Below are 23,727 nucleotides of genomic sequence, written 5' to 3'. Positions count from 1 at the left end.
CTACCGGCGTGGCTGCGGTCGGCAGTGCCCGAGGATGGTTGCTTGTTTCCGCTTTCAGCCGCCGGTTGCGCAGGAGGCTCGCTTTGCCTATCGCAGCCGCCCAGTGATAGGGCGAGGCCCGGGATGGCGAGTGTGAGCGACAGCGACAATATGCGGGATGGCAATCGGGGCACGGCAGCAGGCTCCAACCAGATGTGGGGTGGGCGGTTCGCCGAAGGGCCTAGCGCGATCATGCGCGAAATCAATGCTTCTATCCCGTTCGACAAGGCGCTTTGGCGTCAGGACATTGCCGCTTCGAAGGCGCATGTCGCCATGCTTGGCGCCCAGGGCATCGTCTCTGCGGAGGATATGACAGCGATTTCTGAGGGGCTCGACAGGGTTGCGGCAGAATATGAGGCCAACGGGGTCCCGGAGGATTGGGATCTCGAAGATATTCACATGACGACCGAAAGCCGTCTGGCCGAATTGATTGGTCCGGCAGCCGGGCGATTGCACACCGGACGCAGCCGGAACGATCAGGTGGCGACGGATTTCCGCCTGTGGGTACGCGATGCCATGGATCAGGCAGATGAGGGTCTCGCCGCCTTGCAGCAGGCATTGGTGAGCCGTGCGAGCGAACATGCGGATTCCATCATGCCGGGCTTTACCCATTTGCAGACCGCGCAGCCGGTGACATTGGGGCATCATCTGATGGCCTATTACGAGATGGCTCGGCGCGACCGTTCCCGCTTTTCGGATGCACGGGCGCGTATGAACGAATGCCCGCTCGGCAGTGCGGCACTTGCCGGAACAGGCTTCCCCATCGACAGGGAGGCAACCTCCACCGCATTGGGGTTTGCCAAGCCTACGGATAACAGCCTCGATTCCGTGTCTGACCGGGATTTCGCGCTCGATTATCTGCAGGCTGCCGCGCAATGTGCATTGCACCTTTCGCGGCTGGCCGAAGAATTCATTATCTGGGCAAGCCAGCCTTTTGGCTTTGTCACTTTGCCGGATACGCTCAGCACTGGCAGTTCGATCATGCCGCAAAAGAAAAACCCCGATGCGGCTGAACTGGTGCGGGGGCATGCCGGGCGGATCGTCGGGTGCCTGACAGCGCTGACGATCACCATGAAGGGATTGCCGCTCGCGTATTCGAAAGACATGCAGGACGATAAGCCGCCCGTGTTCGAGGCTGCCGGGCTGTTGGGTCTCTCCATTGCCGCGATGACGGGAATGGTTGCCGACAGCACATTCCGAACGGAGCGGATGCGGCAAGCGGCGGAACTGGGGTACGCGACGGCGACGGATCTCGCCGACTGGCTTGTGCGGCAGGCTGACATTCCGTTCCGCGAGGCGCATCACATCACTGGTGCGGCAGTAAAATTGGCCGAAAGCCAGGGGAAGGCGCTGGACGATCTCACTCTGGCGGAATTGCAAGCGATTGACAGCCGGATCGACGAACGGGTCTATGCGGCGCTTTCGGTCGAGGCATCCGTCGCTGCACGCAGCAGCCATGGCGGAACTGCGCCAGAACAGGTAAGGTTGCGAGTGGCCGATGCGCGTCGTGCGCTTGGAATGGAGGGCTGACAATGCGCAGGCTGATCGCCGTTTTGCTCCTGTCCGCTCTGGCCGCTTGCGGGACGCAGGGGGCGCTCAAGCCGGCCAAGGGCGATAGCCTGCCGCCTGCGCCCTATGGTGCGGCGGAACCCAAGACGTCCGACGAATTGCTGGAACCAAGGGTGCAGGCTGATCCTGGGCGTAGTGTTGAACTGCGCAAGCGTTCCGAGGAACGCGAGGAAGATCCCTTCGACCTCCCGCCTGAAGGCTAAGACTGTCCCATGGATCATTTCCAATTAAAGAATGGCGTCCTCCATGCAGAGGATGTGCCGCTCGATCAGATTGCGGCTGAAGTCGGCACGCCGGTTTACGTTTATTCGCGTGCCACGCTGACCCGCCATGCGCGCGTCTTTCGGGATGCTCTGGCCATTCTTCCGCGCACTCATCTTGCCTTTGCCGTGAAATCCAATCCCAATGTCGCGGTGCTCAGCGTGCTGAAGGCTGAAGGATACGGCGCTGACGTCGTCTCCGAAGGAGAGATGAATCGCGCTCTGGCCGCAGGTATGCCGGCTGCGGACATCGTCTTTTCGGGTGTTGGCAAAACCCGGCGGGAATTGCATGCGGCGGTTGCGGCCGGGATTGGCCAGTTCAATCTCGAAAGTGAGGAAGAAGGTGTCGAACTGGCGCAAATCGCCGCTTCCCTGGGGAAGGTCGCGGTTTGCGCACTGCGTGTGAATCCCAATGTCGATGCCAGGACTCACGCCAAGATTTCCACTGGCAAGGCTGAAAACAAGTTTGGCGTTGCCTATGACCGGGCGGCGGGGATCTATGCGCGTCTTTCCGCGCTGGATGGCCTCGATATGCGTGGGTTGGCCGTCCATATCGGTAGCCAGATAACCGATCTCGAACCCTCGCGGCAGGCGTTCACCAAGATGGGCGTTCTGATGCGCGAATTGCGTACGCAGGGCTTTGTAGTCAGCCACATGGATCTGGGTGGCGGCCTGGGGGTCCCATACAAGATCGGGGAAGAGCTTCCGACGCCGGCCGATTACGCCGCAGTGGTTGCCGATGTAACGCGGGACTGGGACGCGACTATCATGTTCGAGCCGGGCCGGGTCATCACCGGCAACGCTGGCGTGCTGGTGACGGAAGTCGTCCGGGTCAAGCAGGGCGTCAACGCGCCTTTCGTGGTCGTGGATGCTGCGATGAACGATCTCGCACGGCCTGCCATGTACGACGCATGGCATGATTTCGCCGCAGTCCGCCCGACCGGTGAGACGATGCTTGCCAACATCGTCGGGCCGATCTGCGAAAGTTCCGACACGTTTGCCATGGGGCGGACGATCGATGCGGTGAAGGCAGGCGATTTGGGCATATTCCGGACTGCCGGAGCCTATGGCGCGACGATGGCCAACACTTACAACAGCAGGCCGCTCGTGCCGGAAGTGATGGTCGATGGAGACCGCTGGGCCATTGTGGCTGATCGAATCGAACCCTCTGCCGTGCTTGCTGCAGAGCGGATTCCGGAGTGGCTCGCGGAGTGAGAAGCCTCCCGCTCTTCCATCGCGTGTCAGGACAGCGTGTTGTTGTCCTCGGTGATGGTGCCGCGGCGGATGCGAAACGGCGATTGGTTGAGCGGGCAGGTGGCCTGCCGGTAAGTGAGACGGAGGCCCACGGCGCGCGGCTGGCATTTGTTGCGCTCTCGGACGATCAGGAAGCAAGGCATGCCGCGGCGCGTCTCAGGACGCTAGGGTTGCTGGTGAATGTGACTGACCGTCCGGACCTGTGCGATTTTACCGTGCCCAGCGTGCTTGATCGCGATCCGGTGCTGTTGGCGATCGGGACTGACGGGGCTTCCGCCGGTTTGGCCAAGGCGATCCGTCTGCGGTTGGAAGGGCTGCTGCCGCAGCGGCTTGGTGCGTTGGCGGTCGCTTTGCAATCGGCACGCAGCGCTTTGCGTGCGCGATGGCCCGATGCAGGCGATCGTCGTCGGGCATTGGATCTGGCACTGGGGCAGGGTGGCGCGCTCGACCCCATGCGGGATGGCTCTGCCGATGCAGTGGAAAACTGGCTCGCCAGCCCGGAAGAGAGGTTATCCGCAGGACGGCAGGAAATCCGTGTGGTCAGCGATGATCCGGAAGATATGACCCTGCGTCAACTGCGACTGCTCGGATCGGCGGATGTGCTTCTTTACGACCCTGCGATCCCGTCAGAGATTCTCGATCGTGCAAGGGCCGATGCCGAACGCGTGACTTTGCCGTTTTCAGGCCCTGAGCCGGATGGTCTGGTAGTTGTTCTGCGCAGAAGGTGAAGTGGCCGCAGCTTAGAAGGCCGAACCCGCCAATGCGTCGATTGCCCCCTGGAGAATGACGGCGGCAGCTGCCGAATCGATTCGCTCGGCACGTTTTGCGCGGCTCATGTCCTGTTCGATCAGCCCACGTTCGGCGCCAGCGGTGGACCAGCGTTCATCCCAAAGGAGAATCGGCAGGCCCAGTATGGCCAGATTGCGGGCAAATGCGCGCGAGGCCTGGGCACGGGGGCCTTCGGTGCCATCCATATTGAGTGGCAGGCCGATCACAATGCCTTTGACCGATCGTTCTGCAATCAGTGCCTCAAGAGCTGCCTTGTCGCGCGCAAACTTCCCCCGGGGGAGAGTTTTGCCAGGAGATGCGAAACGCCAGCCTGCATCGCAAAAGGCGGTGCCGATTGTCTTGGTGCCGGGATCAAGGCCGATCAGCGGCCCGCCGTCTGGCAATGCGCCGGCGAATTCAAACGCCATTTGCGTAATCATGACACGGCATTCCACCCAGCGACCCGCCGGGCGACATCTGCCTGGAGGTTCGCCCAGAACAAGGGAATGTCGTACACGTGATAGTTGTTGCCGGGCAGAACGTAGGCCCCGAGATCGGGTGGTTCCCCGATCAGCAGCAAACCGCGGTCGTCGCACCGGGCGGGGACCATGGCGGGCACCAATTCCCCGTTTTTCATGTCCTTGTCCGGCACCAGCGTTCCAAGGTTCAGGCCAGCGGGGGCATCGCCGCCGCGTTTGCCCGTCAACGGGTTGGTGCACAGGATGGGCCCATTGCCGTGGGGTTTTCCGTCAAGGCCGGGTTCCTTGCGCCACGCGTCGAAAGTCATCGACGGCTCGGCCGGCTCGGCATAGCTTGACCAGCTTACAATGCATCCAGCCTGTTCAGGGCCATCGCAAGCAGGAAGGCCCATCTGCGGTAGGTCATGGTCCAGCGAAATGGGCCATCCGATGATGTAGGCTGCCGCGATTCGCTGCGCCAATGGCGTACCGGCCACCCGATCCTGCATCAGACGCATGAGGTGCAAAGCGCCCTGGCTATGCCCCGCGAGAATAATGGGTGTGTCCGAAGGTGTTTCGGACAGGAATTTTTCGAAAGCCTGCGCAACATCGTCATAGGCCGTATTCAACGCCTGCTGTGCACTGGGGTCGTCGGTCAGGAACGCGCCGAACGCAGCCTGCCGGTAGCGCGGAGCCCAGATTGTGCCGCCATCGGCAAAGGGAGAGGCCATCGCCCGGAGGAATAGCCGTGCGCGATCCTGCGAATCGGCATCATCGAGAGGCGCGTTCCACGATGCCGTTCCCATGTAGCTGGTCGGATGGACGAAGAAGACGGCAAACGGCTCGGGGGAACCGGGCGGGGGAGTCGAAGCCGATGTCCGGGGCTTCCCTCCGTCCGCATAGGCCGGCTGCCATTGGGCAGGATCTTTTGTGCCCGCGCCGGGGCGGGATAGCCACATACCGGAATCGTCATATGCATTTGCAGGCAGGGCCGGTTCTTCCACGAATGCGGTCTTGGGCACGAATGCGATCCGGGTCAGTTCGGTCGACCATATATTGAGTGCGAACATTGCCGCAATCACCAGAACGGTCAGAATGGCGACGAGATAAAGGAATTTGCGTGCCATGGGCCCCTCAATACCGGCCGCTGACGGCTGGGTCAGATGCGGTCATCGGTTGCCGGCCTCTTTTGATCCTGCTGCACAATCGCAGGGCGAAGGCTTTGCCATGCGCGGTCCTTGCGCAGGGCATCCCACCAACTCAGGGGATTCCATGTTTCGGTCCCCTTGAGGGAGAACGTGATAAATTCGGCCCGTCCGCCGATATTCGCCAGCGGCACCGGGCCCCCCAGGCCTCGCTCCCAGGTTTCGGCCCGGCTGTCTGCCGAATGGTCCCGGTTATCGCCCATCAGGAATACGTGATCCTTGGGCACCGTAATTTCAGGCATGTTGTCCAGCCTTTGGCGCATATGGTCGATGACAAGATAAGTCGCACCATTCGGCATGGTCTCGCGCAGGACAGGCAATTCGCAAACCTGCTTGCCGGATGGTTTGCGCACCTTGAGATTCGGATAGTCTTCTGCCGCGCAAGGGGCGTTTGGTTCGACCGGAAGTTCCAGCGGCGGTTCGATCGCCTGCGGCACAGGTCTGCCATTCAGCACGATCTGGCCGTTGACCACTGCGATCCGGTCTCCGGGCAGGGCCACGACGCGTTTGATATAATCTTCATTGCGATCGGGCGGGACGGCGATCACGATGTCCCCATATTCCGGCAATTTGCCGGCAATGCGCCAATCCTCACGCGGGAGCACGTGAAACGACGCCGAAACCCAGCTCCACCCGTAAGGATACTTGCTCACCACCAGACGGTCGCCAACCAGCAAGTTCGGCATCATGGACTGGGAAGGGATATAGAAGGGCTTTGCCACAAGGCTGTGGAACGCGACGACAGCCGCCAGCATCAGCACGAGGCCGCGAATCTCGACTGCCCAATTGATCTTCTCTCGCGGAGGGATCGCCGGTTCGGCGGTTTTGTCCGGATTGGAAGAAGCGATGTTGTCGGTGCTTTCGGTCACAATTTCCGTGCTTCTATGACGACGAAGGCCTGAGCCCATGGATGGTCGTCGGTGAGAGTAAGATGAACGACCGCTTCATGGCCATCGGGGGTGAGAGCCGCAAGCCGCTTTGCCGCTCCGCCTGTAAGAGCGAGCGTAGGGGCGCCCGAGACGGCATTGATTACCCCGATGTCTTTCATGAAGACGCCAGCCTTGAAACCGGTGCCGACGGCTTTGGAGAATGCCTCTTTCGCAGCGAACCGTTTGGCGAGTGTGCCTGCCTTCGTAAACGGGCGGCGCGCAGCCTTGGCTCTCTCCAACTCCGTAAATACGCGCAATTCGAACCGTTCTCCGAAACGATCGAGCGATGCCTGTATGCGTTCTATATTACAGAGATCGGAGCCCATGCCGATAATCATCGTGCGGCATCCATCAATTCGCGCATGTGGCGGACGGCCGCTTCCAGTCCGACGAACAGTGCCTCGCCCACCAGATAATGGCCGATATTCAGTTCGGCGAGTTGTGGGATTGCTGCAATCGGCTGGACATTTTCATATGTCAGGCCGTGACCGGCATGGGGTTCTATACCATTGCGCGCGGCCAGCGCCGCCATGTCGGCAATGCGTTTCAGCTCTGCTGCGCAGTCTTCTCCAGTTGCATGGGCATATTCGCCGGTGTGGAATTCCACCACCGGCACCTTCAACCGCATGGCGGCCTCGATCTGGCGGACTTCGGGGGCAATGAAAAGGCTGACCCGAATCCCCGCGTCGAGCAGGCGCGATACGATCGGCACCAGCCTGTTGTGCTGACCTGCCGCATCCAGGCCGCCTTCGGTTGTGCGTTCCTCCCGCTTTTCAGGAACGATGCAGGCCGCATGAGGCTTATGACGGAGGGCGATTTCCAGCATCTCGTCGGTCGCAGCCATTTCGAGATTGAGCGGAAGATCGGTCGCCGTCTGGATCCGCGCCAGATCGTCGTCACGGATATGGCGCCGATCTTCGCGCAAATGGGCCGTAATACCGTCCCCACCCACTGCTGCGACGATTTCAGCCGCCCGGACAGGATCGGGATGGTCCCCACCGCGCGCATTCCGGATGGTCGCCACATGGTCGATATTGACGCCCAGCCTCAGTTTCCCGGTCGGGCCGGCGTCAGAGGGGATGGGCGGGGTCAAGCCTTGCGACTCCCTGGCTTGGTCACCGGAACGGCTGCCAGTTCCGGGGGGACTTCCTCATCCGAGAAAGTGGGGAAGTTGATCTGGACCAGAGGGTAAAATGGAACCCCGAGATCGACCTCACCGCCCGAACGGTCGACCAGAGCAGCTTCCGCGATCACCTTGCCTCCAGCTTCTTTGACCGCGGCTATCGCCTCTCTGGAAGAGAGCCCGGTGGTGACGACATCTTCTACCATCAGCACTTTCTCGCCCGGCTCGATCGTAAAACCGCGCCGCAATTCGAATGTTCCGGTCGGGCGCTCCAGAAAGATCGCATCCTTGCCGAGCGCGCGGCCCATTTCCTGCCCGATAATGATTCCGCCCATCGCCGGAGAGACGACTTTGGTGATTTCGGCGCGCAGGTCACGCGGGAGTTTCTGCGCGAGAGCGACGGCCAACCTGCCCGCGCGATCGGGGCTCATCAGCACGCGGGCGCATTGCAGATAATGCGCGCTGTGGCGGCCCGATGAAAGCAGGAAATGGCCTTCGAGCAGGGCTTCGCTTGCGCGGAACTCGGAGAGTACCTCGTCTTCTGTCATTGTGGGTGTCCCGGATGCCTCACTGGTAAGAATGGTGAATGGACCGACAGTGTTTGCCGGATAACGGTCAAAAATATCCCTAGAAGCGCTTGAGGCATGGGGCAAGCGCGCGTATAGGGCCCGCAATTCGTGCCCCGCAGGGGGGAGTTTGGTGCTGTCTGGCAGCCCGATAACTAAGAGCGGAAAGCGTCGAACAATATGAATCTCGGTGAGTTGGCCCGCAATCGGGCGATGGCCTTGAAGACTGGTGCGTTGGCTTTGGCCCTTGCGGTAATGCCGCAGGCTGTTCTGGCACAGGATGCTGCTGAGGCAGGTGATGCCGCCGCTGCGGCGGCTCCCGCTGTGGAAGCAGTGGCCCGTATGGCACCTACCCCGGGCAAGGGGATGCCTACGGATGGCGGTATTTTCTTCCAGAATCAGTATTCTCCAATCGGCGACTATGCGATCTGGATGCATGACGCGGTTCTGATGCCGGTTATTACGGTCATCACGCTGCTGGTTCTTTTGCTGCTGCTGTTCGTGATTGTACGCTTCAATCGCCGGTCGAATCCGACTCCGTCGAAAACGAGCCACAACACGCTGATCGAAGTCATCTGGACGCTTGTGCCGGTGCTGATTCTCGTCGGCATCGCGGTGCCTTCCATCGACCTGCTGGCCAAACAGTACAAATCGCCTCCCGCGGATGCACTGACTGTCAAGATTACCGGCAACCAGTGGTTCTGGACTTATAGTTATCCGGACAACGGTGAAGTCGAATTCGATTCGAAAATGCTTAACGAGCCGAACGGTCCGATTATCAATGCGGGTGTTCGTGTGGTTGGTACCGACCCTTCCGACGGCCCCGGGCAGTTGGAAGTCGACAATCGTCTGGTGTTGCCTGTGGGTGAGCCGATCCGTCTGCAGGTCACTGCATCTGACGTGATCCACTCGTTCGCCGTTCCCTCGCTGTGGTTCAAGCTGGACGCTGTGCCGGGCCGCCTCAACGAGAAGATGCTCTTCATCAAGGAGCCGGGCGTTTATTATGGCCAGTGTTCCGAACTGTGCGGTGTGAAGCATGGTTATATGCCGATTGCGGTAGAAGCGCTGCCTCGCAAGGAATTCGACGCCTGGCTGTTGTCGCAAGGTGGCACGCTGGCAAAGGCCGATGCCAAGGCGAAGACGGAGCCTGCTGCTGCAGGCGATGAAGCTGCGGAAGCCGCGCCTGCCGAACAAGCCGAACAAGAAGCCGCGGCCCCTGCGGCCTGACACTAGCTATAGAAGCATAAGGTTACGCTGAATCATGGCTACCACCGCCGAAACCTTCCAGGGTCACGCAGAATCTCACGATCATGCGCATGACCATGATCACAAGCCGGGTTTCTTTGCCCGTTGGTTCATGTCCACCAACCACAAGGACATCGGTACGCTGTACCTGATCTTCGCGATTTTCGCCGGGGTCGTGGGTGGTGCCATTTCGGGCATCATGCGTGCCGAACTGGCTGAGCCAGGTATCCAGTACCTCCAGTGGTGGACGGGATTTCTTGGCGGTAATGGTGCCGACTTCAACGAAGCGCTGCATCTTTGGAACGTTCTGATTACCGCGCACGGTCTCATCATGGTGTTCTTCATGGTGATGCCGGCTGTGATCGGGGGCTTCGGTAACTGGTTCGTGCCGATCATGATCGGTGCGCCGGACATGGCCTTCCCTCGCATGAACAATATCTCGTTCTGGCTGACGGTGGCGGGTTTCTGTTCTCTGATGATTTCGCCCTTCGTGCCGGGTGGCACGGGTAACGGTGCGGGCGTTGGCTGGACGGTCTATGCTCCGCTTTCGACCTACGGTGCCCAGGGCCCGGCAATGGATTTCGCGATCTTCGCACTCCACCTTGCCGGCGCTGCATCGATCATGGGCGCGATCAACTTCATCACCACCATTTTCAACATGCGCGCACCGGGCATGACCCTGCACAAGATGCCGCTGTTCGTGTGGTCGGTGCTGGTAACTGCATTCCTGCTCCTGCTGGCGCTTCCGGTTCTGGCCGCTGCGATCACCATGCTGCTCACGGACCGCAATTTCGGCACGACCTTCTTCGATCCAGCCGGTGGCGGTGATCCGATTCTCTATCAGCACCTGTTCTGGTTCTTCGGTCACCCTGAAGTGTACATCATGATTTTGCCGGGCTTTGGCATCATCAGCCAGATCGTGGCGACTTTCTCCAAGAAGCCGGTCTTCGGTTATCTCGGGATGGCTTATGCCATGGTCGCTATCGGCGTGGTCGGCTTCATCGTGTGGGCTCACCACATGTATACCACCGGTCTCGACGTAAACACGAAGATGTACTTCACCGCGGCGACGATGGTCATCGCAGTGCCGACAGGCGTGAAGATCTTCAGCTGGATCGCAACGATGTGGGGCGGTTCGCTCGAATTCAAGAGCCCGATGGTCTGGGCGCTTGGTTTCATCTTCCTGTTCACCGTTGGCGGCGTGACGGGTGTTGTGCTTGCCAATGGCGGTGTCGACGACAACTTGCATGACACCTACTACGTGGTTGCGCACTTTCACTACGTGTTGTCGCTGGGCGCTGTGACTGCTCTGTTCGCCGGGTTCTATTACTGGTTCCCGAAAATGAGCGGCCGGATGTACTCCGAAGTTCTGGCGCACGTTCACTTCTGGGTGTTCTTCGTCGGCGTGAACCTGATCTTCTTCCCGATGCACTTCCTCGGTCTGCAGGGCATGCCGCGCCGTTATCCTGACTATGCGCTTGCTTACACGCACTGGAACGAAGTCTCGACATTCGGCTACAAGATCATGGCCGTATCGGTGTTCCTGTTCTTCCTGAACGTCATCTATGCGTTCGTTGCAGGCAAGAAGGCTGAAGGGAACTACTGGGGCGAAGGCGCGACGACGCTGGAATGGACGCTGTCCAGCCCTCCGCCGTTCCACCAGTTCGAAACCCTGCCGGTGATCGAGGACGCTCCGGCGCATTGAAATCGGCAATCCCGGGATATTCCGGGAAGCGAATGAAAAGGGGTTGGGGCGCGCCGAACAGGTGCGCCCTTGCCTTTAGGAACTGATACAATGAGCACGAGCCACAGCGCGGTACAGCTTCCGGCCGATTGGCGCGATTTCTTCGCCCTGACCAAACCGCGTGTGATTAGCCTGGTCGTGTTTACCGGCCTTTGCGGGATGCTCGCCGCACCAGGCACCATTCATCCCGTGATTGGTTTTACCGCGATCCTGTGCATTGCGCTCGGCGCGGGCGGGGCGGCAGCGCTCAACCAATGGTGGGAAGCGGATATCGATGCGGGTATGCGGCGGACAGCGAGCAGACCGCTTCCTTCCGGGCGCATGGATCGTACCAGTGCCAGGGATTTCGGGGTCGGTCTTTCTGCCGCCTCGATCTTGCTGATGGGATTGGCGGTGAACTCGCTATCCGCCGTGATTCTCGCAATTTCGATCGTTTACTATGCGGTTGTGTACACCATCTGGCTGAAGCCGCGTACACCGCAGAACATCGTTATCGGGGGTGGCGCTGGCGCTTTCCCTCCCTTGATCGGATGGGTTGCCGTGACGGGCGATGTGACGCTCATGCCGGTGCTGCTGTTCGCGATCATTTTCTTCTGGACCCCGCCGCATTTCTGGGCGCTGGCACTGTTCGTGAGGTCCGACTACGCGAAAGTGGGCATTCCCATGATGCCTGTGGTGGCGGGGGAAGCCTCTACTCGTAAACAGATCTTCGCGTACTGTGTTATTCTCCTGCCGCTCGCCATGACACCGTGGTGGATTGGGGGGACAGGCCTGATCTATGCGATAGCGGCATTTGTGCTCTCGCTTGCCTTCCTTGCGTTGTCAGTGCCGGTCGCCTTGCGTCGGACGAATGGCGAAGAAGATCCCATGAAGCCGGAAAAACGCCTTTTCGGTTACAGTGTGCTTTATCTTTTTGCGATCTTTGCGGCATTGGTTGCGGATCGCTGGATTTCGGTGCAGGGAGCCGCATCATGAACGGACAATTCGAACCGGACGACGAATACAAGCGTCGCCAGCGCTCCCGCAATATCGTGGTTGGCTTGCTGCTGGTCGGCTTCGCCGTATTGCTGTTTGCCATTACGATTGTGCGATTGAAGGACGCCTTGTGAATACTGCGGCACTCAACCACAGGAATCGGCGTGTCGGCCTCGTCTTTCTGGGGTTCGCCGGTGCCATGCTGGGCCTGGGATTCGCATCGGTGCCGCTTTATCGCATATTCTGTCAGGTGACGGGCTTCAACGGCACTACCCAGCGGGTTAGCGCTGCGGAAGCAAGCAGGGTGACTGCTGCGGGCAAGATGATTTCGGTCCGGTTCGATGGCAATGTTGCCCCGGATGTGCCGTGGAGCTTTCAGCCCGAGCATTCGACCGACACGATCGAACTGGGGCAACGTGACCTGGCGTTCTTCGTTGCCCGCAACAATTCGGACAAACCGGTGACAGGCACTGCGACTTTCAATGTCGAGCCAGAGCAAACTGGGCAATATTTCAACAAGATACAGTGTTTCTGCTTTACCGAGCAGACATTGCAACCGGGTGAGGAAGTCCGCATGCCGGTACTGTTCTACGTCGATCCCAAGATGCTGGATGACGAGAATGCCAAGGATGTGGAGCAGATTACTTTGAGCTACACCTTCCACAAGGCAGAGGATTCGCCCTCTTAACCTCTGGACCACTCGGAAACAGGACGATAAGGGGCGCTGACAAAGGCGAAGCGCCAACAATCAGGAAGCACGTTCATGGCCGCTACGAAGAACCACGATTATCATATCCTTCCGCCCGACATCTGGCCGTTCGCCGGTTCGGCTTCGGCGCTGATCTTCACTTCGGGCATGGTTCTGTTCATGCACGAGATGGCGTTCGGCAAGCCGGTCTTGCTGCTGGGCGTGCTTGGTCTGGCGCTGACTTTCTTCAGCTGGTTCTCCAAGATCGTGAACGAAGCCCAGGCGGGCGATCACACGCCGGTCGTGCAGCTTCACCTGCGCTACGGCATGATTCTGTTCATCGCCTCGGAAGTGATGTTTTTCGTCGGATGGTTCTGGGCATGGTTCGATTTTTCCCTGTTCCCCAGCACTCTGACCGATGTGGTCGGCGGGCAGTTCCCGCCGAAGGCGATCGAAGCGGTCATGGATCCGTTCGATCTTCCCCTGATCAACACGCTGATTCTGCTTTGCTCCGGCACGACTCTTACCTGGGCCCATCACTGCCTGATTCATGGTGATCGCGATGGTGTGAAGAAGGGGCTGTGGATGACGATCCTTCTCGGTATCCTGTTCACTTCGATCCAGGCATACGAATATGCCCATGCACCGTTCGCTTTCGGCCAGAACACCTATGGTTCGGCCTTCTATATGGCGACCGGTTTCCACGGGTTCCACGTGCTCGTCGGCACGATCTTCCTGATCGTTTGCTTGCGCCGGACCTATCTCGGCCATTTCACACCGCGCCATCACTTCGGCTTCGAAGCTGCTGCCTGGTATTGGCACTTCGTCGACGTCGTCTGGTTGTTCCTGTTCGTCGTGGTCTACGTGTGGGGCGGCTGGGGCGCTCCGATCCACTGAGCCGGATGACAGGTCAGGAACCTCAAACAAAAGGGCAGCCTTCGCTTGGCGAGGCTGCCCTTTTTGGTCTTTGCCCGCAGTGTGGGGAAAAGACGCTCTTTTCCGGTATGATTCGGTTCGCGCCGCGTTGCCCGGCGTGCGGGCTGGACTATTCCCGTTTCAATGTCGGGGATGGGCCGGCCGCCTTCCTGACCCTGCTGATCGGCGGGTTGGTGACCGGGCTGGCCTTGTGGTTGCAGCTCAGCGTATCGCCGCCTTTCTGGGTCCACATCGTATTGTGGGTTCCGCTGACAGCCGTGGCAGTCATTTTCGGTTTGCGCGCGGCCAAGGCCGCGCTGTTGCACGCAGAATATTCCCGAAACGCTCGCGAAGCGGGCAGTGACAACTTGCGTGGCGAGTGATCGTCATGCGTAGGTTGCCTATCGTTTCGACAGCGTTGGTCTTAGTTGCCGTGGCGATCATGATCGCGCTCGGTGTCTGGCAACTGCAGCGGGCCGAGTGGAAGGAAGCGCTGATCGCCCGCTATGATAACGCGCTGAATGGTACGGATGCTGTGCCGTTTCCCTATATGGAGGCGGAACAGGAAGGCGGATTGTACCACCGCAGTTCGGTCGATTGCACGAGAGTGATCAGTCGCAGCGCGATTGCAGGTCGCAATGACAAGGATGAAACGGGCTGGGCGCAAACCGCCCTTTGCGGGACACCTGAAGGAGAAGCCGAAATCGCGCTTGGCTGGTCTCAAGATCCTGCCTTGCCGACATGGACGGGCGGGACAGTCACAGGATGGGTTGCCCCGCGCGCAGATGGAGTGAGGCTCGTTGCATCGCCGCCTCAGGCCGGACTTGCGTCGCTCGCCCGGCCCGATCCACACGATATTCCGAACAACCACCGCGCCTACGCCGTGCAGTGGTTCTTTTTCGCCGCAACCGCGTTGGCAATCTACCTCTTGGCCCTGCGCAAGAAGCTGCGGGAAGGCTGAAGCAGAGCAGGCGATGCTTGCCAGCGGCGCGTGGCGGGGCTAACCGCGCGGCCATGCAATATGTCTCCACTCGCGGTAGCGCCCCGGCGCTTGATTTCGAGGGCGTGACCCTCGCTGGCCTGGCATCCGATGGCGGGCTGTATATCCCGTCCGAATGGCCTCGCTTTACAGAGGCGGAGATCGCCAGCTTCGCGGGGTTGCCTTATGCGCAACTCGCCGCGCGGGTCATGCAGCCGTTCGTCGGCGCGAGTTTGCAGCCGGACCGGCTGCTGGAATTGTGCGAGACTGCCTACGGCAGATTCGCACACAAAGCTGTGACACCGCTGGTGCAACTGGACGAACAGAACTGGCTGCTGGAACTGTTCCATGGCCCGACTCTGGCCTTCAAGGACGTCGCCCTGCAATTGCTGGGCCTGCTGTTCGAAGAATTCCTTTCGCGTTCTGACGAGCGGTTGACCATTGTCGGCGCGACCAGCGGGGATACCGGTTCGGCGGCGATTGACGCGGTTGCCGGACGGGACCGGGTCGACATTTTCATGCTCCATCCCAATGGGCGGGTCAGCGATGTGCAGCGCCGGCAGATGACCACTGTCCTTGCGCCCAATGTCTATAACATCGCGATCGACGGCAGCTTTGACGACGCCCAGGCAATGGTGAAGCGCATGTTCGGCGACACGGCCATGACGGGGCGTTTCCGGATCAGCGCGGTCAATTCCATTAACTGGGCGCGTCTGATGGCGCAGGTGGTCTACTACTTCGCGGTCGGTGTTCAGATGGGGGCGCCGCATCGCAAGGTGGCGTTCAGTGTGCCCACCGGCAACTTTGGCGATATCTTCGCCGGATATGTCGCGGCACAGATGGGCCTGCCGGTCGAGCGGTTGATCGTGGCGACCAATGTCAACGACATCCTGCATCGCGCCCTGTCGGAAGGCGATTATTCGGCGGGTGCAGTGACCCCGACAGCCGCGCCGTCGATGGATATTCAGGTAAGTTCGAATTTCGAGCGACTGCTGTTCGATCTGGGCGGGCGTGACGGTTTGGCCATGGCGGAACAGATGCGCGGTTTTGAAGCGAGCAAGGCCATGCGCCTCACGAATGCACAACGCGAAGGCGCGGCGGCATTGTTCTCCAGCGCTCGTGCCGATGCTGATGAAATGAATTTGGCCATGCGTTGGGCATACGAGAACTGCGGGGAAGTGATCGATCCGCACACCGCGATTGGTCTGCATGCCGCGCGTTACGCAGGTATTGACCCTGCCGTGCCTGTCGTGACTCTGGCCACGGCGCATCCGGCCAAGTTCCGCGATGCAGTGGAGAGGGCGACCGGGATTCGTCCGGCCTTGCCGGCCCGTGTCGGCGACCTCTTCGAGCGGGAAGAGAAGTATGTCGAGTTGCCGGGCGATTATGATGCCATCGCGACCTATGTCGCGGAGAACGCGACACCGAACGGCTGATTAGATGGCGGAGCTCGCGACCCAACCCGTGATTCTCGCCAGGGAAGGCTGGTCGGACTACGGCCTGGTCGATAGCGGAGACGGACGCAAGCTGGAGCGATATGGTCCGTATCGTTTCATCCGCCCGGAGCCACAGGCATTGTGGACACCGAAAAGTACCGACTGGGATGCCGACGGTGAATTCGTTCCCGGTGCGGACGAAGATGGCGGCGGGAGATGGCAGTTCTTTAATCGCGTCCCTGCCGAGGGCTGGCCGCTGAGCTGGCCGAACGGCCCGGAGCACGTGCGCTTCACGGCGCAGTGCACCCCTTTTCGCCATCTCGGCTTCTTCCCGGACATGGCGCCTGTGTGGCAGTGGATGGGGGACAAGCTGGCGGGAAAGCGCGATGCCAGCACGCTTAATCTGTTCGGCTACACCGGTGTCGGGACACTGGCGCTGAGCCGGTATGGCCCGGTTGTCCATGTCGATGCGTCTAAGAAATCCGTGGCCCAGGCCAGGCAGAATGCGGCGCTGTCGGGAATGGAGGATCGCCCGATCCGCTGGCTGATCGACGATGCTGCCAAGTTTACCGCGCGGGAGGTCCGGCGCGAGCGGCGATACGACGGGATCATTCTGGATCCGCCGAAATTCGGGCGTGGCCCGAATGGTGAGGTCTGGCGACTGGAAGATAACCTCACGGCGCTGGTTGGCGATTGCCGCAAGCTGCTGGATGCCGACAGCCGGTTTCTGTTTCTCACAGTCTATGCCGTGCGCATGTCCAGCCTCGCACTGGGCGGCTTGCTGGCTGAACTGTTCGCAGACTTGCCTGGCATTATTGAGCATGGCGACCTTGCCGTGCGTGAAGATGGCGAACAGGGCCGGTTGCTTCCCACGGCAATTTTTGCCCGCTGGGCTGCCGAGTAAGCCGTTCTGGACTTGCGCCGGGTGAGATGCGATGGCGCGCGAAACCTCAAACAGGACTTCCGATGCCCGATAGCCTGATCCTTGAAGTTGCCGATTTCGAACATGATGTCCTCACCGGCATCTATTCGGAAGAAACCGGCAAGCCTCAGCCGTTGCGATTTTCGATCTCGGCACGGCTCAAGGTGGCCGATCATTACGCGGCGGACACTCCGCTGAGCGAGAGCAAGAATTACATGGACCTGAAATTCGCGGCGTCCGATGCGCTGCCGCAAGGGGTTCATTTCAAATTGATCGAGGCAGTCGCCGACCATGTGTGCGAGACCTTGTTCCTGCAAGACAAGCGGGTCGAGGCTGTGACAGTGAAGATCGTGAAACTGGCGATTGCGGAAAAGAACGAGAAGATCGGTATCACGCTGCATCGGGAGCGCCGCTGAAGCGATGCAGGCGATCTATCGCACAGGTCCCATGCCAGCGAACGCGCTGGAGGCATCATCCGCCTTTTACGCCGAGCATCTGGTTGCCATTGCGGAATTGCTGGCAGATGGGCCAGATACGCTTGTAGTGATTTTTCCCCCTGCCACGCACGATCATCGCGGTTGGCGCCGCGCCGCGATCGCCGATCTGGCCCGGGCCCATGCACCGACTCGCGTGTTGGGATTGATAGATGGCGATCCGGCGGGAGTGTCGCGGGCGCTGGCCTATTGCGAGTCTGCCGAAGGGGTAACGGGCCAATTGTTGGCAGTGGATGGCAACCCGGTCAAAAATCCGGCATAATAGGTGAATGAGTTCCCAGCTGCCCTTGGTCGATGCATTTAACCGGCGGATCACTTATTTGCGTCTTTCTGTTACGGACCGATGCGATTTACGCTGTTCCTATTGCATGCCCGAACGGATGGAATTCCTTCCGCGCAAGGAAGTTCTGAGCCTTGAGGAATTGCACAGGCTGGCGCTGGGGTTCATTGACAGGGGCATCAGGAAAATCCGCATCACGGGGGGTGAACCGCTGGTGCGGCGGGATGTGATCGAGCTGATACATGCCGTGGGCCGCAAACTGGGCAACGGTCTCGATGAACTCACTCTCACAACCAATGGGACGCAGTTGGCGCGACACGCGGAAAGCCTCGTTGCTGCCGGCATTCGCCGCGTGAATGTGTCTCTCGATACGCTTGATCCGGGTCTGTTCGCGAAAGTGTCTCGCCGGGACCAGCTAGGGGCTGTTCTCGATGGGATCGCGGCAGCGCGCGACGCGGGCTTGAAGGTCAAGATCAACACGGTGGCCCTGAAAGGCGTCAACGAACATGAATTGCCCGACATTATCGCCTGGGCGCATGGGCAGGGCCATGATGCGACTCTGATCGAAGTCATGCCGCTGGGCGAAGTGGATGGTGACCGGATTGACCATTACCTGCCTTTGACTGCAGTTCGGGAAAACCTGGAGCGCCGTTGGACCCTGGTCCCCAGCGACCTGCGGACAGGCGGCCCAGCACGTTATGTCGATATTGCGGAAACGGGGGGGCGACTGGGTTTCATAACGCCGCTGACCAACAATTTCTGCGACGGATGCAATCGGATACGCGTGACGACCACCGGACAGCTTTATGCCTGCCTGGGGGGAAGTGAGAAGGTGGATCTGCGTGCAGCCCTACGTTCCTCCGATCCCGAAGGTCGTTTGGCGGCTGCACTGGATACGGCCATGCGGATCAAGCCTGAACGTCACCATTTCAGGATTGATCATCGGGGAGCGCAACCGGCGCAGGCTCGCCATATGTCGGTTACGGGGGGCTAGCCTTGGCTGTCAGGATCGTCTTTCTCGGTCGATTGGCCGATCTTGCTGGTGCGTCTGAGCGCGAGCTGGCCGCACCGCTCGACTGGCTCGGCTTGCTTGCTGGACTGGAAGGGGAACTGGCATCCGCAGTGAGTGATGCGAAAGTGCGGTTGGCTGTAAATGGCGCGCTTTTGCCTGATAAGGCTGTGCTGGCCGCGTCCGAAGGTGATGAAGTCGCCCTGTTGCCTCCGGTGAGTGGAGGGTGAAGACATGAAGCAGGTGAGCCTGCTGGAACAGGCGTTTTCGCCTGGAGAAGTGATCGAGCGATTCACCGCCTCACACCCCGATGCGGGCGGTATAGTGAGCTTCACGGGGCAGGTGCGGGCTTCCGACGGCTGCGAAGCCCTTGAGCTGTCGCATTATGCGCCGCTGACGCTTCCCGGCATGGATGCGCTGGCAGAGGAGGCTCTGTCGCGCTGGGCTCTTGAGGGAGTCATGGTGCTTCATCGCAGCGGAACGATGCTGCCGGGCGAAACCATCGTTCTTGTCGCTGCTGCGGCACGTCACAGGCGTGATGCGTTCCTGGCGGCCGATTTCCTGATGGACCATCTGAAAAGCGATGCCTGGTTCTGGAAACGTGAGAAACGTGACGATCGCTGGCATTGGATTGAACCGCGTGAGACGGATTATTCCGATCTTGCCCGCTGGAAATGAAAAATCCGCTGCTGATTTGATTCCGGTCAAGTTGCGAAGCGATTCGCTGCCGTAGAAGTAAATCATCGGAACGGAGTAGTTCAGATCGTTTGAAATTCCTCTCGTGAGTTTGTCATCGCAATGACACTCTTATGATCCATTCAGTTTCTCCCCAAACTGGCGCGGGTATGCTTCGGCATCCCGCGCGATTTTTTTGGGAAACACTGTTCCGGCAAAGCGAGTGGGGTGGCAACTGCCGATTAACCGGGAAGTTGCGCGATCAGGCCTTCGAGCAACGTGTTTTCTTCGTTTACCAGCGCGTCCACATTGGCCTGGGCTTGTGCGATAGCTTCGCGCGCGCCACCATCCATTTCGACTGCGACCAGCATTCGGTCCAGATCCGCCATGACCAGCATGGCGCGATTGCGGCTGGCTTCCAGATGGGAAAGACCCGATTGGGCGGCAACCCAGGGATCGTCCGCGATTTCCGACTGTCTGGCCGCTGCAACGAGTTGGCTGGCCCGGGGCATGGCGGAAAGGAACGCCTGGTGCGCCTGGGATGCCTGATCCTGCAACTGGACGAGTCGCTCAGCCAATTCGGTGCTCGGCTCGATTACCGGCGGGGGAGGTGGAGGGGCCACCGGCTCGGCGCTGCCATATACCCGCTCGATATCGCGAATCGCCAGAGACGGATAGCCGTCCGGCGCGCTGGCGCAGGCACTGAGAGCGAAAGTCAGGGCAATGCCGAGTGCCGGGCCGAGTGCCGGTTTGCCAAAGGCCGGGATCGTGGTCATATGTTCGCCATAGCACGACCCGCACGGCATGCCAGCCGCCTAGCGAGGGGACCTGGCAGTCCAGATGTGGACAGGAAGGTCTCGGGGCGGTGATTTGGGTGGCCCTCAGGCTTTCCGCCGTTGACATGGAACCCTCTTTTCCCTAACGGCACCCATCTTTCCGGCGTCCGCCATCGGGGCGGTCTGTCGGCGCGTCACCCGCGAAATCCGGTCGTCATGGTTGGAGCAAAGGTGATGTGGCACAGCAAGTTGATTGGATAAGGCACCATGTTCGCAGTAGTGCGCACGGGCGGCAAGCAATACCGGGTTGCCGCCGGAGACAAGATCGCGGTCGAAAAGCTGGCTGGTGAAGCCGGCGATACGGTTACGCTGGGCGATGTCCTGCTTGCCGGCGATGGCGAAGGGCTGAAGGACACCGCGAAGGTGGCTGTTTCGGCGGAAATCATCGCTCAGGCGAAGAGCGAGAAGGTCGTCGTCTTCAAGAAGCGGCGCCGTCATAACTATCGCCGCAAGAACGGTCATCGTCAGCAGCTTACCCTGCTGCGCATTCTTGCGGTCGGCGACAGCAAGGCGCCTGCCAAGAAGAAAGCGGAAGAGCCTGCCAAGGGTGCGGCTCCGAACGCGGACGAGCATCTGCAGGCTGCCGAACCGGTGAAGAAGGCTGCGACCAGCAGCAAGCCGGCCGCCAAGAAGACCCCGGCCAAGAAGGCCGACTGACCCCAAGCCGACGGAGTAGATCGAAATGGCACATAAGAAAGCAGGCGGTTCGTCGCGCAACGGTCGCGATTCAATCGGTCGTCGCCTTGGCGTGAAGAAGTTCGGTGGCCAGGAAGTTATTGGCGGCAACATCATCGTGCGCCAGCGCGGTACCAAAGTGTACCCCGGCGCCAATGTCGGCATGGGCAAGGATCACACCCTGTTCGCGCTGACCGGTGGTCGCGTGCGCTTCCACGATGGCAAGCTTGGCCGCAAATACGTCTCTGTGGACGTGGCAGCAGCAGCCGAATAATCGGATGGCATATTCAGGGCCATCCAACGGGATGGCCCCCGCCGGGCTTTCATAGTCCGGCTGACAGAGGGAGAGGGGCCCGTCCCGTCTCCCTCTTTTCGTTGGTCTCCCTCATCCCGGCCGGATACCCGGCCCGCCGCAATAAGAGTGTCATGAGAAGGGCTTAAGGGCCCGCTCGGGGCGCTCGAGAGGAGATAACGATGTTCATCCGTAGCGAGAGGCTCTTCCTGCGCCCGGCGTTCCCAGAGGACTGGCAGGAAATCCACAGTGGCATCTGCGACGAATCCGTCACGCGCATGCTGACCGGGGTTCCGTGGCCTTATGGTGAAAACGATGCGCGTGAGTATGCGAGCAGGCCGCAGAATACCCTGTTCCCCCATTGCCTCATCACATTGCCGGAAACTCTCGGGGCGCCTGTGATCGGATGCATCGGGCTGGACAAGCGAACTGCTGGCATCGAGCTTGGCTACTGGATTGCCCGCAAGCATTGGGGACGCGGCTACGCTACCGAAGCGGGGCAGGCGCTGATGGCAGCTGCACGGGCGCTTGGTCATCGGCGAATCCATGCCGGGCATGCCATGGACAACAACGCATCGGCGCGGGTTCTGGAAAAGCTCGGTTTCCGCCCCACGGGCGAGGTTCGCGCGCGGAGCTGTGCCGCACGCCGCAGCACGGTCGCGGTGCGTTGCCATGTGCTCGAACTGGGGGAGGCAACAGGCAATAATCCTGAACCCAGAATGCCTGCGGCAGCTTAACTGCGTCCTTTAATATACTGAATCGGCGGGAAAACTCCTCCCTCCATCCTTGGGGGGTGATGGAGGGAGGAGCTGCGACCCGAAGATTCTGTCTCCGGGGGCGCATCGCCTGTGCCGTTGTTATCCCGGCAAATGACGAGCGATATATCCGTTCGCCACAAAAGGATTGGCATCACAATACAGGAGCGTTTCTACGGTCTTCTTCCGAAAGAATCCGAAGAGCTCTTGCCTTGGGCAGAACACCTATTTTAGTTTACACGGATGTCAATAAGGAAGCGTCTGACCCCCAGGGAAGTGCGTGGAGCGGCGCTCGAAGCGGCCGAAGCGATCCTTCTGGAATCAGGGCCGCAAGCTCTGACCCTGAAAGCGGTAGCGGCGCGAATCGGCCGTACACATGCCAATCTCCTGCATCATTTCGGTTCTGCTTCCGGACTTCATGATGCCCTCGGGCGGCATATGGCGGATCGCCACACGGCGAAGATTGCGGAGGCCATCCGGAATTTACATGAAGGCAGAGGGACGGTTCACGACATGGTCGAGGGCCTGTTCGAATCGAATAATGAACATGGCGGCCTTCACCTGATGAGCTGGTTGTCGCTGACCCGGAACGAGGCGATGCTCGACCCGGTGATGCAGTCTCTCAAAGGTCACATCGACGAATTTTCATCGCGGCAGGATATCGAGAATGGCGTGGTCGATCTGACCATGCTCATCCATCTGGTTGCCATTGGCGATTCGGTGATGGGCGAAGCCATGACGAGAATGTTGGGTACGGAGCGGAGCCGTCCGCGTGAAATCGTCACGGCGATTATCGAAAACTGGACCCGCGCTACTGGCTGGAAAGCAACGTCCCAGCTTCCTGAGCAGGAGGTTAGAGCTGCGGAATAAGTAAGGTGTCAGCCGATCGCCGATGCCAGCCAATGTGGGAGTGACGCAGGAACCAGATCCGCTACTTGCAAATGATCGACGGCAAGGCCCAGCGCGGGATAGCTGGCACGCTGACGTGCCGGATCGGACTGGCCCAAAGGAACCACCACCAGCCGGCGATTGACTTTCTGCCGCCAGTTCATGCGCGCGGTGTTTTCCTGACCGACGTAGCAGCCCTTGGAAAAGCTGACCCCATGCAGCTCGACGGCATTGCATTCCAGCCAGAGGATGTCGCCATCGCCCAGTTCGGCGATGCCTTCCGTCACGCCGAGTTCGAGGCGTTGCTTGAGCCATGCGTTGTCCGCGCTTTCATCTTCCGGCACGGCAGGAGCGATCCAGCGTTCGCCCAGTGCCGAAAGTCGTGGATCCGTGGCCGCGCCATCGCCGATATGGTCCCGCCAATGGACGCCCAGGGTGTCGTCACGCGCAATCGTGATCTTGCGGCGCAACCGATAGAGTGAAAGCCGCTTGGCCAGAGCGTCTGCCCGCTCGGCCTCACAGTCGAGCAGGAGCGATCCATCCGCCCCCGGCCAGACGAGGAAATCGAACAGGGCCTTGCCTTGCGGCGACAGCAGGCCCGCCCAAACGGGCAGGGGCCCCGTCACATCATTGGTGACGAGGCCCTGGAGGAAGGCCGCGACATCCTCGCCCGGTTCTTGGGAGGAGAGGCGGATAACCGCGCGATTGAACAGGCGAGTTGCAGTCATGCGGGTTGAAGTCCTCTATT

At 60.2% G+C, this 23,727-nt stretch carries 31 protein-coding genes; 23 read left to right on the top strand and 8 right to left on the bottom strand.

Going from position 1 to position 23,727, the window contains the following annotated elements:
* The first annotated feature begins 192 nt into the window (after nucleotides 1–192).
* From argH to MB02_RS05980, 4 genes are read left to right on the top strand one after another with little or no spacing between them, the layout of a single operon-like run.
* A complete protein-coding gene (argH, locus tag MB02_RS05995; RefSeq protein WP_082826014.1) occupies nucleotides 193–1,569 on the top strand; it encodes an argininosuccinate lyase in 1,377 nt (458 codons plus the stop codon).
* Nucleotides 1,570–1,571: 2 nt separating this feature from the next.
* Nucleotides 1,572–1,811: a hypothetical protein gene (locus tag MB02_RS05990; RefSeq protein WP_067533877.1), complete on the top strand. Its 240-nt coding sequence runs from the start codon at nucleotides 1,572–1,574 to the stop codon at nucleotides 1,809–1,811.
* 9 nt (nucleotides 1,812–1,820) lie between these two features.
* On the top strand, nucleotides 1,821–3,083 hold the full coding sequence (gene lysA / locus MB02_RS05985) for a diaminopimelate decarboxylase (RefSeq protein ID WP_067533875.1): 1,263 nt from the start codon (nucleotides 1,821–1,823) through the stop codon (nucleotides 3,081–3,083).
* On the top strand, nucleotides 3,080–3,850 hold the full coding sequence (locus MB02_RS05980; protein ID WP_082825987.1) for a precorrin-2 dehydrogenase/sirohydrochlorin ferrochelatase family protein: 771 nt from the start codon (nucleotides 3,080–3,082) through the stop codon (nucleotides 3,848–3,850). Before lysA ends, MB02_RS05980 begins: the two co-directional genes overlap by 4 nt.
* A gap of 12 nt (nucleotides 3,851–3,862) precedes the next feature.
* On the opposite strand, the gene ruvX is transcribed toward MB02_RS05980, so the two are convergent.
* From ruvX to pyrE, 6 genes are read right to left on the bottom strand one after another with little or no spacing between them, the layout of a single operon-like run.
* Nucleotides 3,863–4,330, bottom strand: coding sequence for a Holliday junction resolvase RuvX (gene ruvX / locus MB02_RS05975; protein WP_067533869.1), 468 nt, complete (start codon nucleotides 4,328–4,330; stop codon nucleotides 3,863–3,865).
* Entirely contained in the window at nucleotides 4,327–5,475 is a 1,149-nt protein-coding gene (locus tag MB02_RS05970) for a DUF3089 domain-containing protein (protein WP_067533866.1), read from the bottom strand. Before MB02_RS05970 ends, ruvX begins: the two co-directional genes overlap by 4 nt.
* Before the next feature lie 32 nt (nucleotides 5,476–5,507).
* Nucleotides 5,508–6,422, bottom strand: a complete 915-nt coding sequence (gene lepB / locus MB02_RS05965) for a signal peptidase I (protein WP_407919327.1) — start codon at nucleotides 6,420–6,422, stop codon at nucleotides 5,508–5,510.
* Entirely contained in the window at nucleotides 6,419–6,820 is a 402-nt protein-coding gene (gene acpS, locus MB02_RS05960; RefSeq protein ID WP_067533865.1) for a holo-ACP synthase, read from the bottom strand. The genes lepB and acpS overlap by 4 nt, the downstream gene beginning before the upstream one ends.
* Complete coding sequence (locus MB02_RS05955; RefSeq protein ID WP_235829433.1) at nucleotides 6,817–7,575, bottom strand: pyridoxine 5'-phosphate synthase; 759 nt, start codon at nucleotides 7,573–7,575, stop codon at nucleotides 6,817–6,819. The genes acpS and MB02_RS05955 overlap by 4 nt, the downstream gene beginning before the upstream one ends.
* Complete coding sequence (gene pyrE, locus MB02_RS05950; protein ID WP_067533862.1) at nucleotides 7,572–8,153, bottom strand: orotate phosphoribosyltransferase; 582 nt, start codon at nucleotides 8,151–8,153, stop codon at nucleotides 7,572–7,574. The genes MB02_RS05955 and pyrE overlap by 4 nt, the downstream gene beginning before the upstream one ends.
* Nucleotides 8,154–8,351: 198 nt before the next feature.
* On the opposite strand from pyrE, the gene coxB reads away from it, so the two are divergent.
* From coxB to MB02_RS05880, 15 genes are all read left to right on the top strand, one after another.
* The gene (gene coxB, locus MB02_RS05945; protein WP_067533858.1) at nucleotides 8,352–9,398 is read left to right on the top strand and encodes a cytochrome c oxidase subunit II; all 1,047 of its coding nucleotides are present in this window, start codon (nucleotides 8,352–8,354) and stop codon (nucleotides 9,396–9,398) included.
* Between the two features lie 34 nt (nucleotides 9,399–9,432).
* Nucleotides 9,433–11,121: a cytochrome c oxidase subunit I gene (gene ctaD / locus MB02_RS05940; RefSeq protein WP_067533854.1), complete on the top strand. Its 1,689-nt coding sequence runs from the start codon at nucleotides 9,433–9,435 to the stop codon at nucleotides 11,119–11,121.
* A 90-nt stretch (nucleotides 11,122–11,211) separates the two neighbouring features.
* The gene (locus MB02_RS05935) at nucleotides 11,212–12,135 is read left to right on the top strand and encodes a heme o synthase (protein ID WP_067533851.1); all 924 of its coding nucleotides are present in this window, start codon (nucleotides 11,212–11,214) and stop codon (nucleotides 12,133–12,135) included.
* Nucleotides 12,132–12,269 carry a hypothetical protein gene (locus tag MB02_RS17785; protein WP_170304638.1) on the top strand — a complete coding sequence of 46 codons (138 nt, stop codon included), beginning with the start codon at nucleotides 12,132–12,134 and terminating at the stop codon, nucleotides 12,267–12,269. Before MB02_RS05935 ends, MB02_RS17785 begins: the two co-directional genes overlap by 4 nt.
* On the top strand, nucleotides 12,266–12,823 hold the full coding sequence (locus tag MB02_RS05930; RefSeq protein WP_067533848.1) for a cytochrome c oxidase assembly protein: 558 nt from the start codon (nucleotides 12,266–12,268) through the stop codon (nucleotides 12,821–12,823). The genes MB02_RS17785 and MB02_RS05930 overlap by 4 nt, the downstream gene beginning before the upstream one ends.
* 75 nt (nucleotides 12,824–12,898) lie before the next feature.
* On the top strand, nucleotides 12,899–13,720 hold the full coding sequence (locus MB02_RS05925) for a cytochrome c oxidase subunit 3 (RefSeq protein WP_067533845.1): 822 nt from the start codon (nucleotides 12,899–12,901) through the stop codon (nucleotides 13,718–13,720).
* Nucleotides 13,721–13,827: 107 nt separating this feature from the next.
* The gene (locus MB02_RS05920; protein ID WP_407919326.1) at nucleotides 13,828–14,121 is read left to right on the top strand and encodes a DUF983 domain-containing protein; all 294 of its coding nucleotides are present in this window, start codon (nucleotides 13,828–13,830) and stop codon (nucleotides 14,119–14,121) included.
* Nucleotides 14,122–14,126: 5 nt separating this feature from the next.
* Nucleotides 14,127–14,699 carry an SURF1 family cytochrome oxidase biogenesis protein gene (locus MB02_RS05915; RefSeq protein ID WP_067534217.1) on the top strand — a complete coding sequence of 191 codons (573 nt, stop codon included), beginning with the start codon at nucleotides 14,127–14,129 and terminating at the stop codon, nucleotides 14,697–14,699.
* A 53-nt stretch (nucleotides 14,700–14,752) separates the two neighbouring features.
* Entirely contained in the window at nucleotides 14,753–16,153 is a 1,401-nt protein-coding gene (thrC, locus tag MB02_RS05910; protein WP_067533839.1) for a threonine synthase, read from the top strand.
* A 4-nt stretch (nucleotides 16,154–16,157) separates the two neighbouring features.
* Complete coding sequence (locus MB02_RS05905; RefSeq protein ID WP_067533836.1) at nucleotides 16,158–17,057, top strand: class I SAM-dependent methyltransferase; 900 nt, start codon at nucleotides 16,158–16,160, stop codon at nucleotides 17,055–17,057.
* Nucleotides 17,058–17,119: 62 nt separating this feature from the next.
* Nucleotides 17,120–17,491: a dihydroneopterin aldolase gene (locus tag MB02_RS05900; protein WP_067533833.1), complete on the top strand. Its 372-nt coding sequence runs from the start codon at nucleotides 17,120–17,122 to the stop codon at nucleotides 17,489–17,491.
* 4 nt (nucleotides 17,492–17,495) lie between these two features.
* Nucleotides 17,496–17,831, top strand: coding sequence for a Rossmann fold domain-containing protein (locus MB02_RS05895; RefSeq protein WP_067533830.1), 336 nt, complete (start codon nucleotides 17,496–17,498; stop codon nucleotides 17,829–17,831).
* Between the two features lie 7 nt (nucleotides 17,832–17,838).
* Nucleotides 17,839–18,843, top strand: coding sequence for a GTP 3',8-cyclase MoaA (moaA, locus tag MB02_RS05890; protein WP_067533827.1), 1,005 nt, complete (start codon nucleotides 17,839–17,841; stop codon nucleotides 18,841–18,843).
* Nucleotides 18,844–18,845: 2 nt separating this feature from the next.
* Nucleotides 18,846–19,088 carry a MoaD/ThiS family protein gene (locus MB02_RS05885; RefSeq protein WP_067533824.1) on the top strand — a complete coding sequence of 81 codons (243 nt, stop codon included), beginning with the start codon at nucleotides 18,846–18,848 and terminating at the stop codon, nucleotides 19,086–19,088.
* Between the two features lie 4 nt (nucleotides 19,089–19,092).
* Entirely contained in the window at nucleotides 19,093–19,536 is a 444-nt protein-coding gene (locus MB02_RS05880; RefSeq protein WP_067533821.1) for a molybdenum cofactor biosynthesis protein MoaE, read from the top strand.
* A gap of 239 nt (nucleotides 19,537–19,775) precedes the next feature.
* Here MB02_RS05880 and MB02_RS05875 read toward each other — a convergent pair whose 3' ends face one another.
* Complete coding sequence (locus MB02_RS05875) at nucleotides 19,776–20,309, bottom strand: hypothetical protein (RefSeq protein WP_067533818.1); 534 nt, start codon at nucleotides 20,307–20,309, stop codon at nucleotides 19,776–19,778.
* A 267-nt stretch (nucleotides 20,310–20,576) separates the two neighbouring features.
* Between MB02_RS05875 and rplU the strand changes: the two genes are divergently transcribed.
* From rplU to MB02_RS05855, 4 genes are all read left to right on the top strand, one after another.
* Complete coding sequence (rplU, locus tag MB02_RS05870) at nucleotides 20,577–21,026, top strand: 50S ribosomal protein L21 (RefSeq protein ID WP_067533815.1); 450 nt, start codon at nucleotides 20,577–20,579, stop codon at nucleotides 21,024–21,026.
* A 25-nt stretch (nucleotides 21,027–21,051) separates the two neighbouring features.
* Nucleotides 21,052–21,318 carry a 50S ribosomal protein L27 gene (rpmA, locus tag MB02_RS05865; protein ID WP_067533812.1) on the top strand — a complete coding sequence of 89 codons (267 nt, stop codon included), beginning with the start codon at nucleotides 21,052–21,054 and terminating at the stop codon, nucleotides 21,316–21,318.
* A gap of 200 nt (nucleotides 21,319–21,518) precedes the next feature.
* On the top strand, nucleotides 21,519–22,073 hold the full coding sequence (locus tag MB02_RS05860; RefSeq protein ID WP_067533808.1) for a GNAT family N-acetyltransferase: 555 nt from the start codon (nucleotides 21,519–21,521) through the stop codon (nucleotides 22,071–22,073).
* Nucleotides 22,074–22,334: 261 nt separating this feature from the next.
* Nucleotides 22,335–22,961 (top strand): TetR/AcrR family transcriptional regulator, encoded by a 627-nt coding sequence (locus MB02_RS05855; protein ID WP_067533804.1) that lies wholly within the window; start codon nucleotides 22,335–22,337, stop codon nucleotides 22,959–22,961.
* Nucleotides 22,962–22,969: 8 nt separating this feature from the next.
* Here the strand turns inward: MB02_RS05855 and ygfZ are convergent, their stop codons facing one another.
* Nucleotides 22,970–23,707, bottom strand: a complete 738-nt coding sequence (ygfZ, locus tag MB02_RS05850) for a CAF17-like 4Fe-4S cluster assembly/insertion protein YgfZ (protein ID WP_067533801.1) — start codon at nucleotides 23,705–23,707, stop codon at nucleotides 22,970–22,972.
* Nucleotides 23,708–23,727: the final 20 nt, after the last annotated feature.

Origin of the sequence: Croceicoccus estronivorus (assembly GCF_001625325.1) — a bacterium.
GTDB classification, from domain to species: Bacteria; Pseudomonadota; Alphaproteobacteria; order Sphingomonadales; family Sphingomonadaceae; genus Caenibius; species Caenibius estronivorus.
This window is presented reverse-complemented; position numbering and strand designations above follow the sequence as displayed.